General features: G+C 66.6%; 21 protein-coding genes and 1 pseudogene. 19 read left to right on the top strand and 3 right to left on the bottom strand.

Annotated elements, in window-relative coordinates; genetic code table 11:
* Nucleotides 1-117 precede the first annotated feature (117 nt).
* The gene (locus HGB10_01200; GenBank protein ID NTU70431.1) at nucleotides 118-480 is read left to right on the top strand and encodes a hypothetical protein; all 363 of its coding nucleotides are present in this window, start codon (nucleotides 118-120) and stop codon (nucleotides 478-480) included.
* Nucleotides 481-519: 39 nt separating this feature from the next.
* Here the strand turns inward: HGB10_01200 and HGB10_01195 are convergent, their stop codons facing one another.
* Together HGB10_01195 and HGB10_01190 are read right to left on the bottom strand one after the other, a co-directional pair.
* Nucleotides 520-1,836 (bottom strand): HD domain-containing protein, encoded by a 1,317-nt coding sequence (locus HGB10_01195; protein ID NTU70430.1) that lies wholly within the window; start codon nucleotides 1,834-1,836, stop codon nucleotides 520-522.
* Nucleotides 1,833-3,818: a HEAT repeat domain-containing protein gene (locus HGB10_01190; GenBank protein ID NTU70429.1), complete on the bottom strand. Its 1,986-nt coding sequence runs from the start codon at nucleotides 3,816-3,818 to the stop codon at nucleotides 1,833-1,835. The genes HGB10_01195 and HGB10_01190 overlap by 4 nt, the downstream gene beginning before the upstream one ends.
* Nucleotides 3,819-3,999: 181 nt before the next feature.
* Here HGB10_01190 and HGB10_01185 point away from each other — a divergent pair, with 181 nt between their 5' ends.
* From HGB10_01185 to HGB10_01175, 3 genes are read left to right on the top strand one after another with little or no spacing between them, the layout of a single operon-like run.
* Nucleotides 4,000-5,346 carry an HlyC/CorC family transporter gene (locus HGB10_01185; GenBank protein NTU70428.1) on the top strand — a complete coding sequence of 449 codons (1,347 nt, stop codon included), beginning with the start codon at nucleotides 4,000-4,002 and terminating at the stop codon, nucleotides 5,344-5,346.
* Complete coding sequence (locus HGB10_01180) at nucleotides 5,324-6,268, top strand: amidohydrolase family protein (protein ID NTU70427.1); 945 nt, start codon at nucleotides 5,324-5,326, stop codon at nucleotides 6,266-6,268. The genes HGB10_01185 and HGB10_01180 overlap by 23 nt, the downstream gene beginning before the upstream one ends.
* 2 nt (nucleotides 6,269-6,270) lie before the next feature.
* A complete protein-coding gene (locus tag HGB10_01175; protein NTU70426.1) occupies nucleotides 6,271-7,089 on the top strand; it encodes a class I SAM-dependent methyltransferase in 819 nt (272 codons plus the stop codon).
* Here HGB10_01175 and maf read toward each other — a convergent pair.
* Complete coding sequence (gene maf / locus HGB10_01170) at nucleotides 7,086-7,826, bottom strand: septum formation protein Maf (protein ID NTU70425.1); 741 nt, start codon at nucleotides 7,824-7,826, stop codon at nucleotides 7,086-7,088. The genes HGB10_01175 and maf overlap by 4 nt on opposite strands.
* Nucleotides 7,827-7,914: 88 nt before the next feature.
* Between maf and HGB10_01165 the strand changes: the two genes are divergently transcribed.
* The 15 genes and pseudogenes from HGB10_01165 to HGB10_01095 all read left to right on the top strand — a co-directional run bounded on the left by HGB10_01165 (nucleotide 7,915) and on the right by HGB10_01095 (nucleotide 22,905).
* A complete protein-coding gene (locus HGB10_01165; GenBank protein ID NTU70424.1) occupies nucleotides 7,915-10,047 on the top strand; it encodes a hypothetical protein in 2,133 nt (710 codons plus the stop codon).
* A complete protein-coding gene (locus HGB10_01160) occupies nucleotides 10,044-11,456 on the top strand; it encodes an HD domain-containing protein (GenBank protein ID NTU70423.1) in 1,413 nt (470 codons plus the stop codon). Before HGB10_01165 ends, HGB10_01160 begins: the two co-directional genes overlap by 4 nt.
* 16 nt (nucleotides 11,457-11,472) lie before the next feature.
* On the top strand, nucleotides 11,473-14,214 hold the full coding sequence (locus HGB10_01155; GenBank protein NTU70422.1) for a UPF0182 family protein: 2,742 nt from the start codon (nucleotides 11,473-11,475) through the stop codon (nucleotides 14,212-14,214).
* Between the two features lie 453 nt (nucleotides 14,215-14,667).
* Nucleotides 14,668-15,063: a hypothetical protein gene (locus HGB10_01150; GenBank protein ID NTU70421.1), complete on the top strand. Its 396-nt coding sequence runs from the start codon at nucleotides 14,668-14,670 to the stop codon at nucleotides 15,061-15,063.
* Nucleotides 15,064-15,182: 119 nt separating this feature from the next.
* Nucleotides 15,183-15,632: a hypothetical protein gene (locus HGB10_01145; GenBank protein NTU70420.1), complete on the top strand. Its 450-nt coding sequence runs from the start codon at nucleotides 15,183-15,185 to the stop codon at nucleotides 15,630-15,632.
* Nucleotides 15,629-15,892, top strand: a complete 264-nt coding sequence (locus HGB10_01140; GenBank protein ID NTU70419.1) for a hypothetical protein — start codon at nucleotides 15,629-15,631, stop codon at nucleotides 15,890-15,892. Before HGB10_01145 ends, HGB10_01140 begins: the two co-directional genes overlap by 4 nt.
* Before the next feature lie 16 nt (nucleotides 15,893-15,908).
* Complete coding sequence (locus HGB10_01135; protein ID NTU70418.1) at nucleotides 15,909-16,382, top strand: hypothetical protein; 474 nt, start codon at nucleotides 15,909-15,911, stop codon at nucleotides 16,380-16,382.
* Between the two features lie 6 nt (nucleotides 16,383-16,388).
* On the top strand, nucleotides 16,389-16,712 hold the full coding sequence (locus HGB10_01130; protein NTU70417.1) for a hypothetical protein: 324 nt from the start codon (nucleotides 16,389-16,391) through the stop codon (nucleotides 16,710-16,712).
* A 186-nt stretch (nucleotides 16,713-16,898) separates the two neighbouring features.
* Nucleotides 16,899-17,372, top strand: coding sequence for an XRE family transcriptional regulator (locus tag HGB10_01125; protein ID NTU70416.1), 474 nt, complete (start codon nucleotides 16,899-16,901; stop codon nucleotides 17,370-17,372).
* A 305-nt stretch (nucleotides 17,373-17,677) separates the two neighbouring features.
* Nucleotides 17,678-18,946 (top strand): PLP-dependent aminotransferase family protein, encoded by a 1,269-nt coding sequence (locus tag HGB10_01120; GenBank protein ID NTU70415.1) that lies wholly within the window; start codon nucleotides 17,678-17,680, stop codon nucleotides 18,944-18,946.
* 62 nt (nucleotides 18,947-19,008) lie between these two features.
* Nucleotides 19,009-19,224, top strand: a pseudogene (locus tag HGB10_01115) (YtxH domain-containing protein).
* A 530-nt stretch (nucleotides 19,225-19,754) separates the two neighbouring features.
* Nucleotides 19,755-20,528 carry a hypothetical protein gene (locus HGB10_01110; GenBank protein NTU70414.1) on the top strand — a complete coding sequence of 258 codons (774 nt, stop codon included), beginning with the start codon at nucleotides 19,755-19,757 and terminating at the stop codon, nucleotides 20,526-20,528.
* A gap of 57 nt (nucleotides 20,529-20,585) precedes the next feature.
* Nucleotides 20,586-21,224, top strand: coding sequence for a GNAT family N-acetyltransferase (locus HGB10_01105; protein ID NTU70413.1), 639 nt, complete (start codon nucleotides 20,586-20,588; stop codon nucleotides 21,222-21,224).
* 62 nt (nucleotides 21,225-21,286) lie between these two features.
* Nucleotides 21,287-21,718, top strand: coding sequence for a YbaK/EbsC family protein (locus tag HGB10_01100; protein ID NTU70412.1), 432 nt, complete (start codon nucleotides 21,287-21,289; stop codon nucleotides 21,716-21,718).
* Between the two features lie 56 nt (nucleotides 21,719-21,774).
* A complete protein-coding gene (locus HGB10_01095; GenBank protein ID NTU70411.1) occupies nucleotides 21,775-22,905 on the top strand; it encodes a polysaccharide deacetylase family protein in 1,131 nt (376 codons plus the stop codon).
* Nucleotides 22,906-22,915 lie beyond the last annotated feature (10 nt).

The following is a 22,915-nucleotide window of genomic DNA, read 5'->3' as shown; positions in this document are numbered from 1 at the left end:
TTCCAGCGATTTCTCGCTACACTAGGGGACGGCTGAATCTGTCACCGTGCATGCACTTTACGTAGTTGGACCGACCTCGCACTGTAGTGTGCTTTCGCTAGAAGGGCCGAAGAACACTTGTACGACCTCGAAGGGGTCTTGGGGCCCACGGTCACGCAATTCGTCGAGAACCACGTCAGATCCCTTCTGGCGTGGGACATCCTCGTGTTCTTCCATCGCAATCCCGACACCGTGCTCGACGCGTCCGGTCTTGCTTCTCGGCTGGGCCGTCGCGTCGAAGAGATCGAACCCGAGATCGAGATGTTGTGTCAGGGGCGGATTCTTCAGCAGGCGGGTGGCTTGATTCGCTACAAGCCGTCGGCGGAGCTCAAGGCCCAGGTCGGCGACTTCGTTGACGCATGTCAGGATCGCGGACGCCGGCTCGCGCTGATCGCACTCGTGCTTCACCGCATCGGCAAGAGTCCCGGGGACGCGCTCTGACGCTCACGCCTGGCGGGGGAGCGTGGCTCGCGTAGCGCGCTAGAGCGTCTCGGAGACGTCGATGTCCAGCGAGATCGGCTCGAGCACCTCGACGATGTGCAGAGTTGTCGCAGCCAGATCGATCTCCTCCTCGCCCACCGTCTCGATTCCGCGCTTGTCGTATGCGATGCGTACGATCGGTGCGAGGGGGTCGCTTCCCGGCGAGCAGACCACGGCGGCGCTGTGATCCGACAGCCGCACGAGCGCTCCTACCGGGAACGGGCCGAGTACGCTCGCGAAGAGGCGTACGAGGAAGGGGTCGAAGTGCCCCTGGCTCGCCTCACGAAGAATCGAGACGAGCGCCTGATCCATCGTGAGGGCGCCGGTCTCCGACACCGGTCCGGTGAGATTCTCGAAACGATCGGCGATGCTCACGATCCGCGTGTACGGGTGCGTCGCGTAGCCCTCGCACTGTGCCGGGTAGCCAGAGCCATCGGCGAGCATGTGGTGCTCGTAGGCGACGAGCATGGGCGCGACGTCGTCGAGCGCGAGATGCCGCAGCATCTCAGCGCCTGAGCGAGGATGCTCGAGGCGCATCGCCTCGGCCTGTGCCGGGTCGTCGGGATCGAACGCGGTCTTGCCGATATCGTGCAGGAGCGCGGCCGACCCAAGCGAGGTCAGGCTCTCCGTATCGAGCCCCAGCCGACCACCGATGAGCAGCGCGTAGCACATGACGTTGATCGAGTGGTACAGCTGCCGCTCGGTCGGTTGGCGCGACGCCGCCATCCCCAGCACGGCCGCAGCGTCCTGCTCGAGCCGCCGCACGATCGGACCGGGTACGGACCGGGCCTCGGCGACCACACTTAGGTCTCCCGAGGACACCTGCTGCATCATGCCGCGAACGGCCGTCACCGAGCGCCGGAACATCGCGCGGTCGCGCTCGCGCACCGTGTCGGTGTCGTCATCTTCCTCGGTCTTTTCCAGCAGCGAGATCGCGACGGACTGCACGCCTCGCTGCGCAAGAAGCGCCGCGAGATCGAGATCGGGCGCCGGTCGTGAGTTCAGCACTTCGGTCAGCGCGACAGCGTCGGTCGCCGAGAAGTTGGACTTAAAGACGAGCGACTCGATGGTGAGCGACTCGAACATCTCGGCGACGGCGAGCAGGCCCGGCGCCTCGTCGGGCAGGGGCAGGCTGCCGTGATAGAGCCGGCCTTGGTGGACGTTGAGTACGAGCGGCTCGGCCGCAGCGGCCTCACGCACCGCGACGGCGAGTTCTGTGAGCGCCTCGCCATACGCCGGGTGCGCGGGCGGGTAGAGCTGCACCGCGCGGCGCGCGCCTGCGAGGGCGGTGACTGCGCGTGCTGCGGTGTCGCTCACGATGCATCACCCGACCGATGGCGCATCGAAAGCGCCTGCTCGGCGAGCTGCTGTATCTCGATGAAGTGTCCACGCTTAATGAGCGCACGACGAGACGCGAGTTTCGTGAGCGCCTCGTCGGCGGATGAGTCGTGGGAGCGTGCAAGCGCACCGATGACCTCGCGAGCGCGGGCGAAGTCGGCGTTGTCGACATCCAGCTCGCCGAGGTACTTCGCGAGCAGATGCCCCGCACCCTCCAGCGTGCTCTTCGACAGCGCGCGAGCGGCCAGCGCAGACACCTCGTCGGAGGGGTCGCGCATCGCCTTATCGAGCAGCGGCAGTACGGCCGGGTCGCTTGCGGACGCCAGCGCGCTGATGATGTCGCGCCGCGCCTGCTCTTCCGGTCGGCCGAGCAACGCTTCGATGGTCTGCATCGACCGCGGTCCTCCTTCGGCGCCGAGGCGCTCGACGATGGGCCCAAGTTGGAACCACTGTACAGAAGGCGCGAGAACGATGAGCAGATCGATCAGGCGCTTGCCCATGAGCTCCTCGGCAACCTCGAGTCCTTCGGCCTTGTGGGTGACCGCCTCGGCCGCTATCGCCGAGTGGACCTGCTCGCCGGTGAGCGCGACGACGTCACGCACTGCGGGGATCAGCGAGCGGTCGTCGAGGCACGCTCGGACGAAGGATCCCGCGGATTCGGGCGTGATCGCGACGACGAGCGCCTGTTGGACGCGAGCAGCGAGCTCAGGCCATTCGACGCGCCGCGCTGAGCGCGAGATGAGCTCCGCGAACACGTTGGCCACCAGCGCGACCTCGCCGCGCTCGAGCAGGCGAGGGATCATCGCCGCGATGCTCTCCGCATCGGCCGCGTACTCCTCGTAGGCGTTCTGGCAGTCGAGCATCGCGAGCATGGTTCGCACGCCCGCGGTGTCGAGCATCGCTGCAGCCGCGCTGGTGACCTCACGGGCTCGCGTGACGTCGGCATCGTTGACCGCGCCCGCCTGCACGAGGGTGCGGTACGTGCGGTCCTTCTGCGCCAACGCAGGCTCCGGCGCCCCGCTCTCGCGAACATCGAGCATGCGCTGAAGGAATTCGATCTCGCCGGTTCTGCGATTCGTGGCACGTAGCGTCTCGATGACCTCGCGTCGCACGGAATCGGCGTTGTCGCCGAGTGGCAAGTGCACCAAGGCGCTCGACAAGGCGAGCATGTTGCTGCCGAAGCTCCCACCGAGCAGGGCCTTCGTGATGTCGCCCGCGTCCATCATCGGGAACACCCGGGCAGCGAGCTGTCGGGTTTCGCCCGGTTCAAGCGCCAGCGTGAAGAACGCGTCGCGGTTCGCAGGCTCGTGCGTGGCAAGGGAGTCGGAGAGCGCCTCGGCGAGGCTCTCCTGTCCGTAGTCACCGGTGACGTCGACGAAGTGGTCGATGCTCGAGCGCAGCGTCTCCTTGCCGGCGGCCGAAGCGGTGCCGAACCATGAGTTGAGCTGAGAGGGGCTGTCGGCCATCGCCTGGAAGCTCGCCTCGGACCCGATACCACCCGCTCCGCCGCCCTGTTCGACAGCGACAAGCTGTACGTCGGTGAGGTGGACGGTGAACACGCCGGCGGCTGCGATGGCCGCGCCGATCCCGCCTTCGGCGCGCACCTCGTCAGGGGCGCGCGAGACGACGGTGAGGAAGCGAAGCAGGTCATCGGCGGTGGTGCCCGGGGCGATCTCGATCAAGGCGACGCCGTGGTCGCGCAGTTCGTTTGCGAACTCCAGGGTCACCACGATGGCGGTCGCCACCGGCTCGCCCTCGAACGCGAAGCCTTCTCGGGCCACCGCGAGCTTGAGCGGGGATGGGACCGCAGCGAACTGCTCTTCGAGCGCGACGATCGCGGAGTCGATGGTCTGACGGGGGATGGGGCTCGATGGTGGATACAACCGCAACGAGCGCGTCGCTGTGGACAGCGCGCGAAGCACGTTCTCAAGCGTACGAACCTGTTCGGGCTCGATAGCCATTCCACCCCCTCCCGCCGATACGGCGTGACGAAGAACGGGCGCAAGCCCCCCGCTGCCCCTCCATCTTATCGGTGTTCCCGCGCGTACAGTTGAATATGCGATGCGTTTCTTTGGATGAATCGCGTGGCCACCTGCTTTGAACGGCGGTTTGGCGTCGGCCGATACTGCTAACCTATGCCGTATGGATAACCTCTGGCTGCAGGTCGTACTGATCATCGCCCTCGTCGCTTTGGAGGGCTACTTCGCCGCTGCGGAGATCGCGCTTATCTCGGCGAGACGCGCCGCGCTTCAGCAGCGTGCCGAGGAGGGCTCGAAGGGCGCGAAGGCGGCACTCGCCCTCACCGACGACCCCACCCGGCTGCTCGCGACCATCCAGATCGGCATCACCTTCGTCGGCTTCCTCGCCGCTGCAGCCGGCGCCGTGGCGCTTGCCAAGCCGCTCGAGGAGTGGCTGGCGGGACTGGGCATGCCGCTGCTCGCGAAGGTCGCGCCCGGGCTGTCGGTACTCGCGGTCACGCTCGTCATCAGCTACGTCACGCTCGTGTTCGGCGAGCTCGTTCCCAAGCGCATCGGCCTGCAGCGGGCCGAGCGCGTCGCGGTCTCAGTGGCCGGCGCCATCACCTGGCTCGAGCGCGCGTTCGCGCCGCTCGTATGGCTGCTCACAGTCTCGACCACCGCCGTGTCGCGCGCGACCGGCCTCAAGCTCGAGGGCGGCCGGCCGGGGGTCTCGGAAGAGGAGATCAAGCTCCTCGTCACCGAGCAGGGATCGCTCCTCGAAGAAGAGAAGCGCATGATCCACGAGATCTTCGAGCTGGGGGATACCGTGGTGCGCGAGATCATGGTGCCGCGCGTGGACATGGCGCTTGTCGAGGACACGGAGACCGTCGAGCAGGCCGCGTCGAGGCTGCAGGGTACCGGCTACTCCAGACTGCCGGTCTTCCACGAGGACCACGACCGTATCGTCGGGCTCGTCCTGCTCAAGGACCTCATCACGCCCCTCTCGGACGGCAAGGGCTCCACGAACGTCACCGAGCACATGCGCGAGCCGGTGTTCGTGCCCGAGACCAAGGGCATCCTCCCGTTGCTCGCCGAGATGCGTGCCACGCGTAACCAGATGGCGATCGTCGTCGACGAGTACGGCGGCACGGCGGGTCTCGTGACGCTCGAAGACATCGTCGAGGAGATCGTGGGTGAGATCGCCGATGAGTTCGACCGCGACCACCGCTACATCACGCGCGTCTCGGACACCGTGTGCGTCATCGATGGACGGCTCTCGATCGAAGAAGCGCTCGAGCGTGGTCTGCCCGTCGAGGAAAGCGACGAATACGAGACGGTCGCCGGGTGGCTTCTGGCCAAGCTTGGGCACATTCCTGTCACGGGCGAGAGCTACGACCGGAAGAACCATTCGTTCCGGATACAGTCGATGCGGCGCAGCAGGATCTCCCTGGTACGCGTGACGTCGAGTCACCCGCCCTGCGACCCAGCGCCAGCCGAGGAGCCAGACGATGCCGAGAATCGCAGCAGCTAAGCCCACCCAGCCCGGGATGGCGATCGACGCGCACGTCCACCTGTTCACACGCCCGCTCATGATGGAGATGATCGAGCGCCCCGAGACCCCCCAGCGCTTCAAGGACGCCGCCAAGAGCGGCAAGTGGGGCCGACGTGATCAGCTCCAGACGCTGCCGGACATGGGGCCCGACGAGTGTGCCGAGTGGTACGTGAGCCGCATGGAGGCCGCCAACGTCGCCAAAGCGCTCATCGTCTCCGTCTTTCCTGAGTCGCAGTACACGCGCGACTTCTTGGCCGCCGCCAACGGTCACATCCACGCGTTGTGCAACGTCGATCCGCGCGATCCCGGTGCGCCGGCGTTGCTCGAGCGTGAGATGGCGGCAGGCTACCGGGGCGTGAAGCTCTATCCGGTCAATCGCGGCTACAACCTCTCGGACCCCTCCTTTCGCCCGCTCTTCGAGAAGGCCAACGAGCTCAAAGCGAACCTGATCATCCACTACGGCGTCACCGTCGATCCCACGGGCGATCTGCGCAACGCAGACCCCATCGACCTGTCTCCCGTGGCACGCGACTACCCCGACCTCACGTTCGTCATCGCGCACTTCGGCGCCGGGTGGCTCGACAGCGTTCTACGGCTCGCTTACCAGTGCAAGAACGTGTGTGTCGACTCGAGCGGCACCAACAACTGGATGGACTACTACGTGCCCAAGATGACGCTCGCCGAGGTCTTCGAGCGTTGCTTGACGGCCATGGGACCCGAGCGCGTGCTCTTCGGCACCGACTCCGGCACCACCGCGCCCTACCGCGCGTGGATCCGCTACATGCAGGAGCGCACGCTCGAGGAGATGGGGCTGTCGGACACCGACCGCGATCTGATCATGCGCGCCAACGCCTCGCGGATCTTCCGGCTCGACGAACCGCTGCTTCCCGGAGGCGAGTGACGATGACCGCGTGCGAACACGACCACTCCGAGGGAAACCGCCGAGCACCGCAGGTCGACTACGACGTCTTCGTGAACTGGGATGCGCGCCTGACGCGTGAGGCCCCGTTCTTCCGACGCATCTTCGACGAGGTCGGTGCAACGCGTGTCATCGACGTCGGAGCCGGTAGCGCTCGGCACTCGCTCATGTTCGCCTCGTGGGGGCTGACCGTCGACTCGGTCGATCCCGACGACTCGATGCTCGAGCAGGCCGAGCGCAACATCGCCGACGCTGCCGAGCGGGTCGCCGAGTCCGGTGGCGCGGTGCGACTGACGCGGGGCGGCTTCGGCGAGCTCGCGACGCTCGGGCTCGCCGGCGCCGATGCGCTCATATGCACAGGCAACGCGCTGCCGCACGTGCGCGACCACGCGGGGCTGCGAGAGGCGTTCGCCGATTTCGCGGCCGTCGTGCGTCCCGGAGGTGCGGTCGTGCTGCACCTTCTCAACCACGCGCGGCTCCTCGGCGCCAAGCCGCACGCCATACCGCCGGTCGTGCGCGAGACCGAGGAGGGCACACTCGTCTTTCTGCGGGTGCTCGACTACCCGGCCGACCGTGACGTGATCGGCTTCGACTTCCTCACGCTGACGCGCGACCCCGCCGGGACGTGGGACCTCGCGTCTCGCCGCTCAGAGCACGTCGCGTTGCCGGCGCAGCTGCTGCAGCGCGAACTCGAGGCCGCCGGCTTCGAGCGCGTTGAGTTGCTCGGCGGGCACGACGGACATGCGCTGTCAGACGCCGACGAGAGCGTGATCGTGGTGGCGCGGCGGGCGGCGGGCGTCTAGCGGTTCGCGCCCGCCTCGGCCAGCACGTCGGGTCCCAGTTCGCAGCGCCGCTCGAGCGCGTCGTCGCACGCCGCCACGGGCGAGTGCGGCTCGGCGGGTAGCCAGCGACGCAGCGCAGGCTCGCCGATCAGCGCCGCGTACACGTGGCACAGCGGCAACCCGGCGACGTTCTGGTAGCAGTCGCACGTCCCCACCGACGCGACCTGCGCCTCGATGTTGTAGGCGCCCGCGCAGCCCAGGAACGTCCCCATCGCCATCCAGGCCTCGATGCGGCAGTCCGACAGCTCCTGCATCGCGACGTCGGTCGTCACCGCGAACGTGACCGGCTCGGCGAGTTCGGGGGTGAGCGCTGCGACGCCGGTCACGACCTGATGCGTGCGCCCGGACAGCGCGCGAAGCATGCGCCAGGCATCCCGCTCGTCGCGCGGCTTGCCGAGCACGGCGCCGTCGAGCACGACGATCGTGTCGAAGCACAGCACGAGCCCGGTTGCGCCGTGACCCTCGTCGCGCGCCGCGGTGGCCTTCTCGGCGGCCAGCGAGGCAGCGAGTGCCGCGGGGTCGCTGGCCAGCGGCGAGTCGAGGTCCTCGGGCGTGTCGACCGCGGTGGCAGCGAACGGCAGCCCGAGCCACTCGAGCAGCCGGCGCCGGCGTGGCGACTGCGATGCCAGCACGACTTCAGCGGGTGCGGGGTGCTCGGGTAGCGAGGTTGTGGGCGTATGTGGGCTCTCGGGATTCACACGCAGATGATAGCGCGGCCCGACGTCGGCTCGTGCGCCTATAATGTACGCGGCGCTGATTGGGCGGCGGCACATAGAAGGGCGAGGCGTGGCACCTGAGCCGAACAGCGGGGGTGTACCTGCGGTCATCGAGCGCTTCGTGCGCCAGCTCGCCATCGCCTACAAGGCCGTGTCGCTGTATCCGCCGTCGAGCGCGATTCCGCGCGAAGCCGGTCGCAACACCGTCGCCGTCCTCGAGGAGGCCCTCGCACATCTCCCCGAAGTGCGAATCGCCGTCACCCGAGACGGGCTGTTCTTCGACGAGATGCCGATCCTCGACGGTCGTCAGGGCATCCTTTCGTTCGCACGCGAGTTCTACAACCGAATGCTCTCGGACGTCCGCTTCCACTCCGGCACCGATGCCGATGACCTCCTCGCGTTTCTCACGCTGCTCAGCGTGCCAGCCGAGGAGCTTGCGGCGACCGGGGGGTTCGAGACCCGGTTCTGGGAGCAGAACGTCGGCACCATCACCGTCACCGAGGCGCGTATCGCGCTGATCGACGCCGAGGCACCCGCGTTCCTCGACGAGACCAAGGCGCTCACGGTCGAGGAGATCGACGACCTGGTGGCGCGCGCACGCCGGGGAGCCGCCGGCGAGCAGACCACCATCGCCCGCTTCATGAGCAACCCCGCCGCCGTCCGAGACTATCTCAGCGAGTCGCTTCTGGCCGGCGGTGCATCGGGCTTCGAGCGCATGTCCGATGCGTTCTTCCGGCTCGCGCACCTCGCGTGGGCGCTCGAGGACGACCAGCGCGACGAGCGCATGCGCTCCCTCGCGGAGGCGGCCCTGGGGCTGGCGCAGGACGTCCGTAGCGAACTGCTCGCCGAGAAGCTCCTGCCGCAGGCGCGAAGCTCGGCTCCGCTCGCTGCGGTGGTGCGCCAGATGGAGGCCGAGGAGCTCTGCCGCATGTTCGCCACGGGTTCGACCACCGAGGGCGTTCGCATCGCGATGGTGCGCGCGATTCGCAATCTGAGCACCATCTCCGGCATCGACAAAGACGGACTCATGCGAGCCGCTGGGTCGGTGTTGCTCGAGCAAGGCATGTCCGCCGATGAGATCGACTCGATTCTCGCGGAAGCCGCGCCTGCGCAGCTTCCCGTAGTCGACACGTCGGGCGCGGCGTTTTCACGGCCCAGCGACGTGGTCATCGAGCTGATCGACAAGGCCCCGATGGCTGCGCAGTCCACCGATGCCGACCCCGAGATCGTCGCACTGCGTGAGGAGGCCGCGCACGGCATCACCGACGGCGACGTCATCGCGGCGCTCGTCACGCTGGTCACCCTCGACGACAGCGGCGAGGCGTTCGACGTGACCATGGGCCGCATCGAGAGCGCGGTCAGCCTGCTCATCGAGCGCGGCGAGTTCGAGGTCGCGGTCGAGGTGTCGGCGATGATCGGTGCCGCCTCGCAGAGCGGCTCGCTGTCGGCGGAGCAGCGTACGCGGCTCGCCCGCTCGGTCAGTCACTTCGCGAGTCCGCGTGACCTGCGCTCGATCGTGCAGGCGCTCCGCGTCTACCCGCAGCACTCAATCGAGCACGAGTCAGCCACCCGGCTCATCGCGATGCTCGGCTCGCTGGCCATCAAGCCGATGCTCGACCAACTCGCCGACGAGCCCGACATGGCCGCGCGCAAGAGTCTCGTGGAGACGCTGAGCGCGCTCGCGCCCGCATACATCGCCGAGCTCGGCGAAGGAGTGACCGACCCACGCTGGTATTTCGTGCGCAACGTCGTCAGCATCCTCGGCTCCACGAAGTCGCCGACGATCCTGCCGTACCTCGAGCGCGTGCTGCGGCATCCGGACGCGCGCGTCCGACGCGAGACCGTGCGTGCGCTGTCGAACCAGGGCGACAGACTCGCCGCTCAGATGATGATCCAGTACCTCTCCGATGAGGATGCGCAGAATGTGCAGCTCGCCGCGCGGTTCATCGGGCAGAAGGGCATGACCGATGCCGTCTCGGCGCTCGAGCAGGTGGCTCGCGGCGAGGGCCGCGGCAACCGTGAGATGGGGCCGCGCGTCGAGGCGATCGAAGCGCTCGGACGCCTCCGGGCCGTTCAAGCGCTACCCACGCTGCAGTCGTTGGCCGGACGCCGGGCCCTGCTCGGCGGCGGCAAGTCGCGCGAGCTGCGCAGCGCCGCCGAGACCGCGATCCAACGCGTGCACGGGAACGGCGGTGCCTCATGAGCGACTACGCGCCGATCATCGGTGAGGGCACCGTCTCCGGAAAGTACTCACTCGAGCAGGTCCGCCGCACGCGTGATGTGCTGGCGCGGATCCATGCCGTACGCCGAGCCGCACGTTTCTATCCGTTCGAGCACCCGTCGGTCGGTGCGGCCATCGACGATCTCGACGCCGTGCTGCGCGCCTACTACGACGAGGGAGCCGACGTTCAGCTCGTGTTCCTCGATGGCGAGGTGCTTCTCGGCGAGCAACTGCTGACCGAGGAGTCGGTGCTCTTCGATCAGCTCGGCCGAGAACTCAGCGCGATGGGCATCGGCGCGATTCACTTCCGCGCAGGGACGACGCGCACAGAACTCGTGCGTGCGATGCGCGTGGTCTCGGCGAGCACCAACGAGATCGAGGAGGCCGGGGGAGTCGAAACGCTCACAGCCGCGGCGCGACTGACCAGCGTCGAGATCGGGCTCGTGGGCGTCATCCAGATCGGCCCCGAGGAGCGGCACGAGATATCCGAGGACGCCCGCATGGCGTTCGACGGTGCGATCTCGGTCATCCGAGAGATTCACTCGGCCATCGCGTCGGACGCCGGAGTGGCGCCTCGGCGGGTCGCCGGGGTCACGAAGTCGCTCGTCGACAACGTGTTGTCCGATCGCAGTGCGATGCTCCAGATGGCAGGGCTGAAGAGCTTCAGCGAGTACACCTACTACCACTCGGCCAACGTCGCGATCCTCTCGGTGGCGCTCGGCTCGACCGTCACGCGTGACCCGCATTTCCTCAGCGCCCTGGGTTCCGGTGCGTTGCTGCATGACATCGGCAAGCTCGAGGTAGGGCTCGACATCATCGAGAAGCCCGGCAAACTCGACGCCGAGGAGTGGGAGCGTGTGCGCAGGCACCCGATGCTCGGCGCGAAGATGGCGTCGCAGATGGCCGGAGTGGACAGCGCCGTGCTGCTCCCGATTCTCGAACACCACATGGCGTGGGACGGCAGCGGGTATCCGTCGCGCACGCCGCGACGCAAGCAGCACGTCGCGAGCCGCATCGTCGCGATCGCCGACAGTTACGACGCCATGACCTCGAATCGCAGCTACTCGGCGGCGCGCGCACAAGACGTTGCGATGCGCGTGATCGTCGAAAGTGCAGGCTCGACGCTCGACCCGGTCCTCGTCAGGCTGTTCGCGCGCATGATGGGTGCCTACCCGCCGCGCTCGGTGATACTGCTCTCGGACAATCGTGTTGCGGTGGTGGTCGCGCCCTCCGAGGACGATCCGCACAAGCCCCGCGTTCGCGTGATCGCGAACGCCGACGGCACGACCGTGACGCCAGTCGAGATCGCGCTCGACGCGCGACCGGAGCTGAGCGTTCTGGGGCTCATCGACCCGGCGACGCTCAACATCGATATCGACGACTACCTCTGACGCAAGGGGAGAGACCATGGCTTCGAGCTCCAATCGGACTCGTCTGACCGCTATTGCCGGTGCGATCGTGGCAGCGGTGCTGTTCATCGGGCTGCCGTTCGCGCAGTGGCTCGCGCGCGTGTGGGTCGACTACGCGTGGTTCTCGGACATGGGGCAGCGCGACGTGTTCGTCACGCGCATCACGTCCCAGCTCGCCGTGGGCGCTGTGTTCGCCGTGGTGGCCTTCGTGATCCTGTTCGTGAACATGCGCGTCGCGCGCTCAATGGCACCGCGACTGGTGCCCGTGACGCTACCCGAGGGTCTGCCTGTGCAGGTCGAGGAGTGGCTGACGCGGGTTCGCGGTGGCATCGGGCCGCTGCTGGACAAGGCGATCATCGGCGCTGCGGTCCTGTTCGCGTTCACCAACGGCGTCGAGATGTCCCACAGCTGGGAGACGTTCCGCCTCGCCCTCTCGTCTGTGCCGTTCGGTCTCAATGACCCGCAGTTCGGACGCGACGTAGGGTTCTTCGTCTTCAAGTTGCCCGCCTACAGCCTCGTGGTCGAGTGGCTGTTTGGGATCCTGTTCCTGACCACGCTGCTCACAGCGGTCGTCCACGTGCTCGACGGCGCCATACAGCCGTGGGCGAAACTCAAGGGCTTCGCGCCGCACGTCAAGGCGCACATCTCGGTGTTGCTCGCGCTGTTCGTGCTTACGTGGGGCTTCAGCTACTGGATCGACATCTGGAAGCTCGACTTCTCGCCGACCGGCCAGATCATCGGGGCCGGCTACACCGACATCCACGCGCAGATACCCGCGTTCAAGATCCTCATCGTGATCTCGCTGCTGACCGCGGTGCTGCTCCTCGCCAACATCCGATTCCAGGGCTGGCGCCTGCCGGCGATCGCGCTGGGTGTGTGGGTGGGCGCATCGGTGCTGCTCGGCGCGGTGTGGCCGGCGCTCGTGCAGCAGTTCGTGGTGGCGCCCAACGAGGCCTCGGCCGAGGCGCCCTACATCGAGCGCAACATTGCGATGACACGAACTGCGTTCGGGTTAAACGACGTGGAGGGCAAGAGCTTCCCCGCCTCCGAGAACCTCACGGCACAGGACGTACTCGACGACCGGCAGACGCTGTCCAACGTGCGGCTGTGGGATCCGAGCATCGTGTCGCAGGGTTACACGCAGCTGCAGTCCATTCGAACCTACTACGAGTTCCCCGACGTGGACGTGGACCGCTACAGCATCGAGGGCACGACGCAGCAGGTGCTCATCTCGGCGCGTGAGATGAACAGCGCGCAGCTGCCCGACACCTCGCAGACCTGGGTCAATCGGCACCTCGTCTACACGCATGGGTTCGGCATCGTGATGAGCCCGGTCAACGCGTCGGATTCGCGCGGCATGCCCAAGTTCCTCATAGGCGACGTGCCGCCGCGAACGACCGTGCCGTCGCTCAAGACCGATCAGCCGCGCATCTACTTCGGCGAGCTCACCGACGACTACGTGGTGGTGGACACCGGCATCAAGGAGTTCGACTTCCCGCTTGGTGACAAGAATGCCGAGTACGAGTACGCCGGCAAGCAGGGCGTTCCGATCGGTGGGATGCTGACGCGCGTAGCGTGGGCGATGCACCTCGGTTCGAGCCAGGTGCTGTTCTCGGAGTACGTGAAGCCCGAGAGCCGCGTACTCATGCGACGCAACATCATGGATCGCGTGGAGGCGCTCGCTCCGTGGCTCTCCTATGAGGGCGACCCGTATCCGGTGCTCGTCGACGGGCGCATCCTGTGGGTCATCGATGCCTACACCACGTCGAGCAACTTCCCGTACTCCGAGGGGCTGCCCGGCTCGACCATCAACTACATGCGCAACTCCGTGAAGGTCACCATCGACGCATTCGACGGCACGACGCACTTCTACGCGTTCGACCCGACCGACCCGGTCCTTGCGGCGTGGATGTCGGTCTTCCCTTCGCTCGTCGAGCCCGCCGACAAGATCCCGGCGAAGATCCGCGAGCACTTCCGCTATCCGCAGGGGCTTTTCGAGGCGCAGGCCGAGATCTACCGCACCTATCACATGACCGACCCTCGGGTGTTCTACAACAAAGAAGACCAGTGGGAGATCCCCGGCGAGCGCAAGGGCGAGATCATGGAGCCGTTCTTCGTGCTCATGCGCCTGCCGGGCGAGCAGGAAGAGCACTTCTACATCATGCAGCCGTATACGCCGCGAAACCGCGACAACATGATTGGGTGGGTGGCGGCCAACTCGGATCCGGCCGACTACGGCAAACGCACGGTCTACCAGTTCCCCAAGGAGCGCGTCGTGCTCGGTCCCGAGCAGGTGAGCGCGCAGATCAACCAGGACGCCGCGATCTCGCCGCAACTGTCGCTGTGGAACCAGCGGGGGAGCCGGGCGATCTTCGGCAACATGATCGTCATCCCGATCAAGGACTCGATCGTCTACGTGCAGCCGCTCTACCTGCAAGCCGAGACGACGGCGATCCCTGAGCTCACCCGGGTGCTCGTGGTCTACGCCGATAAGGTCGAGATGGAGCGCACGCTCGAGGCCGCGCTGCTCAAGGTGTTCGGGCAAGTGGCCCCCACCAGCACCGAGACGTCGACGGTGACGCCCGGACAGAGCGTGACCGCAGCGGCTGCACGCAAGCTCTTCGCCGAGGCGACGGCTGCGCAGAAGAAGGGCGACTGGGCGACCTACGGCGCGAAGATCGCCGAACTGGGCAAGGTTCTCGAGCAGTTGGTCTCGGCAGAGGCGAGCGCCACGAAATAGCAGGTCGTTCCGAATAGAACAGCAGACGAAACGCATAGAATAGCCGCATCGCACAAGCCCTGGAAACCCAGGGCTTGTGTCGTTTTGGCAACGTTCCTGCTATACTCCCTGAGTCCTACAAGGTACGTAGCCCCACCATGCTCGGCCGGATGACGATCAGAACGGCCGTTGGACCGCAGGGTGGACGCTGGCAAACAAGACTGATCGGATCGGCCCTAACGGCTCGCCGAATGAACGTGGCGAGTACAGAACGACCGAGAGATGTTGCATAGGTCCAAAGCCAAAGAGCATAGCGCTTCTCTGGCACGAGACGATGGCGAGTAATCGCCCCTCGTGGCCGGATGCGAGGCAGCTAGCTATTCCCCCAGCCCCACTCGCTGTCTTTAGGGACGTACTGTGCCCCTGTTGCTTCCGTGCCGTCGTCTGCCCTGAACCCAACGGAAGGAAGAGACTTTGTATCGCAGCTCCAATTCGTACTCACACATCGTCAGGACCGCCCTCATCATCATTTTCGCGGTCATGTTCGTCGCCGTGGCGGCAGCTCCGGCATTCGCACTGAGTAAGAGCCAGAAGTCCGCAATCAAGATCATCAAGCGTGAAGCGAAGAAGAAGCATCTCAAGAAGGCCGACGTTCGTGCGCTCCTCAAGATCTGCAAGCGTGAGAGCAACTACCATCGACTGTCGCGCAACCGTTCGTGCAAGGGACTGTTCCAGCTCAAGACGAGCTTCGGTCGTAAGTACTGGACCAACCCGGCCTGGAACACCCGCAAGGCGATCCGCTACATCAAGCATCGCTACGGCACCCCACGCGCCGCTCTGCGGCACTGCTACCGCTACGGCTGGTACTAGTCGCTACAAGCACCGCGGAAGAAACTGAATGCCACCGACGGCGCCGGAATTCCGGCGCCGTCGTCCGTTTTGGGTATCTTGAATGCAGCACACGCACCACACCGAGGAAGGTCCTACCGATGACACCTGCCGAGGAGAACGTCCCGGCGCACGAGGATCAGACCGCTGCGCCTGCCCCTGAGGTACCCGCCGAGCCAAGCGCCACGCCGACCGGCGAGCCTGGCGCGGGCGAATCTGCTGCTGCTCCCGACCCCGGACCGCAGCGAGAGTCGCTCGCCGACGCGATCGCCGACCTGCTTCAGATGGCGGTCAACTGGCTGCGCGCCGAAGCGTCGGATCTCATGCGCGACAAGGTCGTGCTTCCGACTCAGCAGCTTGGGCTCACGCTTGCCTCGGCGATGGCTGCGGCCGCACTCATGGTCATCGGACTCGGATTCGTGTTCGTTGCTATCCTCATGGTGCTCGCCAAGTACCTCACGTGGCCCGGAGCGCTCGCGCTCGTCGGGACATTGATTCTGATAGGCGCCGGAATCTTCACCTACATCAAGATGAGGAGCGTCCAGAAGTGAACGCCGACCCCAAGCAGCCTCTGACCATCGCGCCGGAAGAGCGTGTGACGCTCGATCAGCTTCGTCACCGTACCGAGGAGATCGCCAACCTCGCCAAGGTCGAGGGCAAGGAGATCGTGCACCAGGTCTACGAGGAGAACTTCAGCAAGGCCGTACTTGTCGCCGTCGGCGTGGTCGTGGTGGCCGCGTCGCTTGCGTACTTCCTCGGTTCGCGGGCCGGTCGCCGCGTGCCCGAGCCTCCACCGCCGTACGGGTACTAAGGTAAAGGGGTAGGTCGTGGGATCGTTGAAGATCGAGCGCATCGAGGTGGGGCCCGAGCGCATCGAAGCAGTTGTACGGGTGACCGATCACGGGTTCGCCCGCACGTCGTCGTGTCCGGGGCTGCCCGAGCGCGTCGTCGAACTGCTTCCCGGGCTCAAGCGCCATTCATGCGAGAACGGCTCGGCGCACGGCCATCTGGCCGAGCTTGCCGACACAGAGACACCGCATCTGCTCGAGCACGTCGCCTGCGAACTGATGGCGATGTCGGGTTCACCGCGCACGCTACGTGCCGAGACGGCCTGGGACTTCGCTGCCGACGGACCCGGTGTTTACCGAGTGCGTATGGACTACGACGACGACCTCGTGTGCCTCGGCGCCCTGCGCAACGGGGTGGAGGTCGTCGACTGGCTGTTCGATCCCACGCGGGTTCGCCCCGACGTGGATCGCGTTGTCGAGGACCTGTCGGGCTTTCGCGCTCGCGAGGTGTAGCGGACGGTGCCGGCACGCGGGATGGCGGTCGTCGCCGTGCTCATCGCCGGGCAGGCACTCTTCGGACTCGTGGCGGCTGTGGCACTTGTGGCTGCGCGCAAGCGCGCCAGCAAGCGTGCGGTCATCCAGGTCGCGCTCATCATCGGCGCCGTCGAGTCGTTCGTGCTCGCTGTGGGCGCGGCTGCGGTGAATGCCGCGCGGGGAGGCAGCGAAGCGCTGACCACGGGGCTGCTCTGGTACGCGGCCGGTGGATGGATCATCGTGCAGGTGGGGATCTGCGTGTGGTGGTTCTGGGCGTGGTGGATGGGGCGTGGCGCCGAAGAGCACTGAGTGCGGGGGATGCACGCGCAGGGTATCGAGCCCTCCGCAGTCCACACTAGAATTCGGGCCCGCTTCAGATTCCGGTTAGGCCTTCGCGGTATTTCTGTGCCCGCACGACTGCTTGTCCGCGGGTTGCAGAACCGATACCGCAGGAGGTAACATTTCTTGTGCCGAAGCTGAAGCGGAGGGCCTCCTGTGAAGATCAGATCGGTGAAGCCCAACAACCACAAGCGTGCGTTCGACGTCGCCACCGACGCAGGGGACTTCTCGATGCCGTACGCGAAGGTCGCGCCTTCGCCGTCCGCGGCAAACCGAGTCACGGAAGTCGCTGCGGACCCGGACTTCGGCCGTGAGGCGTTCACCTACGTGCTCGAATCCGGCGCTGAGGGTTCGGTCCACATGGATGCGGTGCTCGAGTACAACGAGGAGCCGTCGTACATGCGCGATCTGCTCCTCTACAAGCTCACAGTCGCGGCCCAGGATGCGATGCGGCGCAGCCCGCTCTCACAGCGCGAGATCACACGTCGCGCCGGCACTTCGCCGGCGCAGGTCCAGCGGCTGCTCGACCCCACGAACCGCTCAAAGTCGGTCGACCGGCTCATCGTCTTGCTCGGCGCGATGGACTGCGAGGTGGACTTCACGGTGCGCCCTGCGCGGTCTTCGCGTTGACCTGCGGCGTTGACCTGCGCTATCGTGCGCGTCACACCTGAAGCGGCTCGCCGCCACGGACTGGATAGAACACCACGGACGTGAGGGAAGAGGGTGCGCGAGCATCCAGCCACCCCTCCGAAGTCCTCCGCCAGGGAAGCCGCACGCGGCACCGGAAGCGGATCGGCCCCGGACCGGTATCCCGGGAATTGAGGTCTTGCGAAGCGCTCCCGGCGCTCGCGGGACGAAGATTGGTGGTACCGCGAATGCCCCCTCGCCCAATCAGGCGGAGGGGGTGTTGTTGTTTCCGGGCAAGGGTGGACGACATGGGTACTGCCAGAGTGGTGTTCGACCGGTGGCACGACCGCTATGCCGAGCGGCTCGCGGGCGTGCGTTCCAGCGCGGTTCGCGACCTGTTCGCGGCGGCATCGCGCCCCGACATGATCTCGCTGTCCGGCGGCATGCCGGCCGTGGGGCTCGTCTCACACGACGCGGTCGCTGCTGCCGCCCGCGACGCGGTGCGTCACGAGGGTTCGGCTGCGCTCCAGTACGGTTCAAGTAGCGGTCGGCCCGAGATCCGGGCGCTCATCGTACAGCTCATGGGCGAGATCGGCGTGCGGCTTTCCGCCGACGACCTGCTGGTCACCGCGGGCGCACAGCAGGCGCTCGATCTCCTCGCCAAGACGTTCATCGATCCCGGCGACGTGATCATCGCCGAGGGGCCAACCTACGTGGGAGCGCTCCAGGCGTTCTCGGCATACCAACCGGAGATCCGCTGCGTGCCCATGGACGACGACGGCATGCGCATGGACCTGCTCGAGGCCGAGCTCAGGCGAGTGGGCGTGCGCGGCGCTAAGTTCATCTACACGATCCCCAACTTCCAGAACCCCGCCGGCGTGACGATGTCGCCGGAGCGCCGTCGACGGCTACTCGAACTCGCACGCGAGTACGACATCCCGGTGGTCGAGGACGACCCGTACGGGCGTCTGCGTTTCGACGGCGGTCACATGAAGCCGCTGCGCGCCCTCGACGACGAGGTCATCTACCTCGGCACGTTCAGCAAGATATTCGCGCCCGGACTGCGGTTGGGATGGGTCACCGCACCCAAGCCGATCCTCGCCAAGATACTGCTGGTGAAGCAGGCCGCCGACCTGTGCGGCTCGAACTTCGCGCAGGTCACGGCGGAGCGCTACTTCCAGGGCACCCGCTGGCGCCGTACGCTGCAGAAGCTCACGAGCACCTATGCCGAGCGCCGCGACGCGATGATCACCTCGCTCGAGGAGCATTTCCCCGCCGAGGCGCGCTGGACCAAGCCCGACGGCGGCTTCTTCGTGTGGGTGGAGCTGCCCAAGTTCGTCGACTGCAATTCGATGCTCGCCGAGGCGGTCGAGCGCGGCGTGACCTACGCGCCGGGTGACGGGTTCTTCCCGGACGGCCGTGGCAAGAACTGCATGCGGCTCGCGTTCTGCTACGCCGAGCCCGAAGCGATCAACGAGGGAATCCGCCGACTGGCCGAGGTCGTCGAGGACCGGCTCGAGCTCTACCGCGCCTTCATCGCCGCTGGCGCCATCGACGCCGAAGAGGGCGCAGCGTAGCGACTTCTCGGCTAGAATCGAACGTGCACTCGCTTCACGCAGAATCGGGTACATACGGTTTGATGGCTCGGCGAGCACGCTGCCGGGCCAGAGGTATCACGAGGTTTTCGCATCGGACACGGAGGTGCTTTCAGATGTATGACGGATATGGTCGCCGCGGGGGATCGGTGTTCGGCGCATTCCTTCTTGGAGGACTTGTCGGCGCTGTTCTTGGGCTGCTCTTCGCGCCGCGCAGCGGCAAGGAAACGCGCGAGATCATCGCTGAGAAGGCTGAGGAGTACTGGGGCGAGGCCGGCGAGCTCTACGAGACCGGCAAGGAGAAGGTCACGGAGGTCTACGCCACCGGCAAGGAGAAGGTGACCGAGATCGCCTCGACCACCAAGGAGACCGCCGCCGAGAAGGGCGAGGAGCTCCGCGCCAAGATCGACGAGGCTCGTGGCCGCCTGCAGGAGCAGGTCGCTAAGTCGGCCGAGACCGCCAAAACCAAGCTCGACGAGGTCACTCCCGCCGCCAAGGAGGCCGTCGACAAGGCCGCTGCCGGCACGAAGTCCGGACTCGACGCCGCCGCGACCAAGGCCGCCGGTGGACTCGACTTCGTCGCGAAGAAGGCCGCCGTCAACGAGCCTGCTTCGGTCGATCCCGCCGCTGCTGTCGCCGACGTGAAGGCCGCCGTCGAGGACGCCGCCGCAACCGTCGCCGACAAGGCCGGCGACAACCCGCTGCCGTCCCTCTAGGCACGGCTGGTATCTGCTACGCTCGGGCCGGTCCCCTTCGCGGGGGCCGGCCTGTTCTGCGGAAGGACGCTCTGATGCTCACGATTCGCGAACTCGATCGCGCGAAGGTGTTTGGCGAGCCGAACAAGAAGACCGGCATCCGCCGCAAGATCGGCACAGTGGGCTACGTGCTGTTCCATCCCTCCGAGCAGCGCGTCATCGGAATCGCCGTATCACGCACCGACCTCGCGATGATGGTCGAGCGCAAGGACCGCTACGCCGCGTTCGACCGGCTTGCGTTCGTGGACGGCGAGGTACACGTCGACGGCAAGGCGTCGTGGGACGGCGCCGCCGCCAAGCGCCTTGGGATCTCGTGGGATGACACCGTCGTTTGGGCGGGGATGCCCGCTCGCACCGAGGGTGGCACGGTGCTCGGAGTCGTGCGCGATGCCGTGTTCGACGACGAGACCGGAGTGCTCAACGCGCTGGGCCTCTCGGAGGGGATGACCCGAGACGCCGCGGTCGGCGTTCGCGACCTGCCCGCGAGCATGGTGCAAGGGTTCGACGGCGAGGCTGTCGTGCTCACCGATGACGCCGCGGCGGTCGAGGTGGACGGCGGTGCAGCGGCTGCCGCGGGCAAGGCGGTCGCTGTCGCGAAGGTCAAGACCGACGTCGCGATGGACACCGCCACCGAGAAGATCGATGAGGCAGCCGTCGCTGCGGGTGAGGCTGCCGGCAAGGCGGTCGCCTACGCCAAGGTCACGGCGAAGAAGGCGGCCCAGTCCAAGCAGGGCAAGAAGGCGATGGGCTGGTTCAAGTCCATCCGAGACGAAGTCGTCGATGCGATGGGTCCTCCCGACGACGACTAGCCGCACCGCCGTATACTGGAAGCCCCGAGACCTGATCTCCTCTGATTACGGCAGACGATGACTCGAAAACTGCGCCCTCTACAGATCAACGACCTCGCGCTGCTCCCTGTGGGCTGCGCCGGTTGCGCGTTCTGGGAGACCGCGGGGGAGCGCGAGCGCCGCTGCGGGGCGACTCAGGACCCGCAGCTCCAGCGCGACTGGTTCGATCGCGTCGCCGATGAGTGGGGCGCGTGCGGCCGTGTCGCCTACGAGGACGACGAGCTGCTCGGCTTCGTGAAGTACGCGCCGAGCCGCTACTTCCCGCAGTCCCGGACGTTCGCCTCGGCGCCGGAAGACGGCGCGGTGCCGATGATCAGCTGCCTGCACATCTCGGCAGATGCTCGGCATCGCGGCCTCGGGACGGTGTTGCTGCGTGCAGCGTTGCGCGATCTGGTGCAGCGAGGCGAGCGCAGGGTGGAGTCGTTCGCCTTCGCCCAAAGCGGCGCCAACATCGATGACATGCCCATGCTGGGGATGCCGTTTCTGCTGAGGAACGGGTTCGTGGTGACGAATCCTCACCCGCTCTATCCGCTCATGCGGCTTGAGCTGAAGAGCCTTGCGGTCTTCCGCGAGGACCTGGAGTCGGTACTCGAGTCGCTGAGGTTCCCGCTGCGCGTTCCGAGCAGGGCGCCGGCGTCGTTCTCGGAAGAGAGGTAGCGGTCGTGTCCAACCCGCCCAACAAGCCGGGCTCGCGCGAGCGCGTCCGCGATTTCCTTGAGATGCACGACCTTGCCGACAACATCGTCGAGTTCGAGCAGTCGACCAAGACCGCCGCTGAGGCCGCCGAGGCGGTGGGCTGCGAGCTGGGACAGATCGTGAAGTCGCTGGTCGTCGTGGTCGACGGGCAGACGCCCGCGCTCGCGCTCGTCGCCGGGGACCGCCGGGGCGATCTGCCGGCGATCGCGGCCGAGCTCGGTGGCACGAAGGCGAAGATGGCCGACGCCGATACGGTGCGCGCGGCGACCGGCTACGCGATCGGCGGCGTGTCGCCGTTCGCGCTCCCGGATGGCCTGCCGGTGCTCATCGACGACTCGCTCGACCGCTTCGAGGTGGTGTTTCCAGCCGCAGGCACGCCCTCTTCGATGGTGCGGATGTGCCGTGACCACCTGCTCGGCGTGAGCAAGGGCCGCGTGGCACGCATCTCGCACTGAACCGCACTGCAATGCACCCACGATTCCAGCCGTCCACTCAGGAGCTGAGCACTCACTTGTCCGACACCGAACAGACACATCACCACCGACTCGCGCCGTGGCTCCTGGTGCTCGTCGCGTTTTCGCTTGCGGCCATCGCATTCGGATTCGTCATCAGCAAGGAGCACCCGGTTCCCGTGACCATCGACGGTTCGCCCGTGGTTCTCTCGGAGGGCACGACGGTCGCCAACCTCGAAGCGCGGCACCTGCTCACCGCGCAGCCGGGTCGCCTGCTGTCCGTGTCCGGGTCGGTCGTCGAGACGTTGGGCGGCGCGCCTGCGCGGGTCCTCGTCAACGGCCGCGACGCCGAGGCCGAGCAGTACCTGTTCCGCAACGACGTCATCGTCAGCGAGAGCGGCGCGGACACCACCGAGACCACGGTCACGGTGACCGAGCCGATCCCGGTCAAGACTCGCATCACCGGTCGCGGCCCTGTCGTGCGGCTCGCGAACATGGGCTCGGTCGGAATCCGGCGACGCGTTGTGGGCGCGAAATCCAACGAGACCGTCTCGGAGGAGATATTGAAGTCCGCGACCGACATGGTCGTCGTCAAGACCCGGCCACATCCGCACGAGAAGCTCGTCGCCCTGACGTTCGACGACGGTCCCTGGCCCGGTCAGACCGACAAGATTCTCAAGATCCTCGAGAAGGAAGGCATCCACGCGACGTTCTTCTTCCTCGGAGTGCGCGTGAAGCAGGCACCCAAGCTCGCGCGGCAGGTCGCCGAGGCGGGTAATCAGATCGGCAACCACAGCCTGGGTCACCGCAACCTCAAGACCTCCAAACCCAAGGTCATCCGCAAGCAGATCGAGGGTGGGGCGAGCGTTATCTACGAGGCCACGGGCGTGCTGCCAACGTGGTTCCGTCCACCGTACGGCGCGGTCGACGCGCAGGTGTGGAAGCAGGTACGCCTGTCGCGCAGCCACGGCGTGATGTGGACGGTCGACCCGCAGGACTGGAGCCGACCCGGCGTGAAGAAGATCGTGAGCAGGGTGACCAAGCGCGCCAAGAAGGGCTCGATCATCCTGTTGCACGACGGCGGCGTGAACCGCTCGCAGACGGTCAAGGCGCTGCCCAAGATCATCAAGAACCTCAAGAAGCGCGGCTTCGTCTTCGTGACGGTCGAGGAGCTTGTGGCCGCCGATTAGGGCGGCAGCC

It is taken from the genome of Coriobacteriia bacterium (genome assembly GCA_013334745.1).
Lineage (GTDB): Bacteria > Actinomycetota > Coriobacteriia > Anaerosomatales > JAAXUF01 > JAAXWY01.
Note: the sequence above shows the minus strand (reverse complement) of the source record. Positions and strands in the feature narration are given on the sequence as shown.

Excerpts from the sequence above, each read along its gene's own strand:
- HGB10_01145 (NTU70420.1), top strand. The coding sequence starts at position 15,183 with ATGACACCTGCCGAGGAGAACGTCCCGGCGCACGAGGATCAGACCGCT.
- HGB10_01120 (NTU70415.1), top strand. The coding sequence starts at position 17,678 with ATGGGTACTGCCAGAGTGGTGTTCGACCGGTGGCACGACCGCTATGCC.
- HGB10_01160 (NTU70423.1), top strand. The coding sequence starts at position 10,044 with ATGAGCGACTACGCGCCGATCATCGGTGAGGGCACCGTCTCCGGAAAG.
- HGB10_01175 (NTU70426.1), top strand. The coding sequence starts at position 6,271 with ATGACCGCGTGCGAACACGACCACTCCGAGGGAAACCGCCGAGCACCG.
- HGB10_01110 (NTU70414.1), top strand. The coding sequence starts at position 19,755 with ATGCTCACGATTCGCGAACTCGATCGCGCGAAGGTGTTTGGCGAGCCG.
- HGB10_01100 (NTU70412.1), top strand. The coding sequence starts at position 21,287 with ATGCACGACCTTGCCGACAACATCGTCGAGTTCGAGCAGTCGACCAAG.
- HGB10_01155 (NTU70422.1), top strand. The coding sequence starts at position 11,473 with ATGGCTTCGAGCTCCAATCGGACTCGTCTGACCGCTATTGCCGGTGCG.
- HGB10_01185 (NTU70428.1), top strand. The coding sequence starts at position 4,000 with ATGGATAACCTCTGGCTGCAGGTCGTACTGATCATCGCCCTCGTCGCT.
- HGB10_01180 (NTU70427.1), top strand. The coding sequence starts at position 5,324 with ATGCCGAGAATCGCAGCAGCTAAGCCCACCCAGCCCGGGATGGCGATC.
- HGB10_01105 (NTU70413.1), top strand. The coding sequence starts at position 20,586 with ATGACTCGAAAACTGCGCCCTCTACAGATCAACGACCTCGCGCTGCTC.
- HGB10_01190 (NTU70429.1), bottom strand. The coding sequence starts at position 3,818 with ATGGCTATCGAGCCCGAACAGGTTCGTACGCTTGAGAACGTGCTTCGC.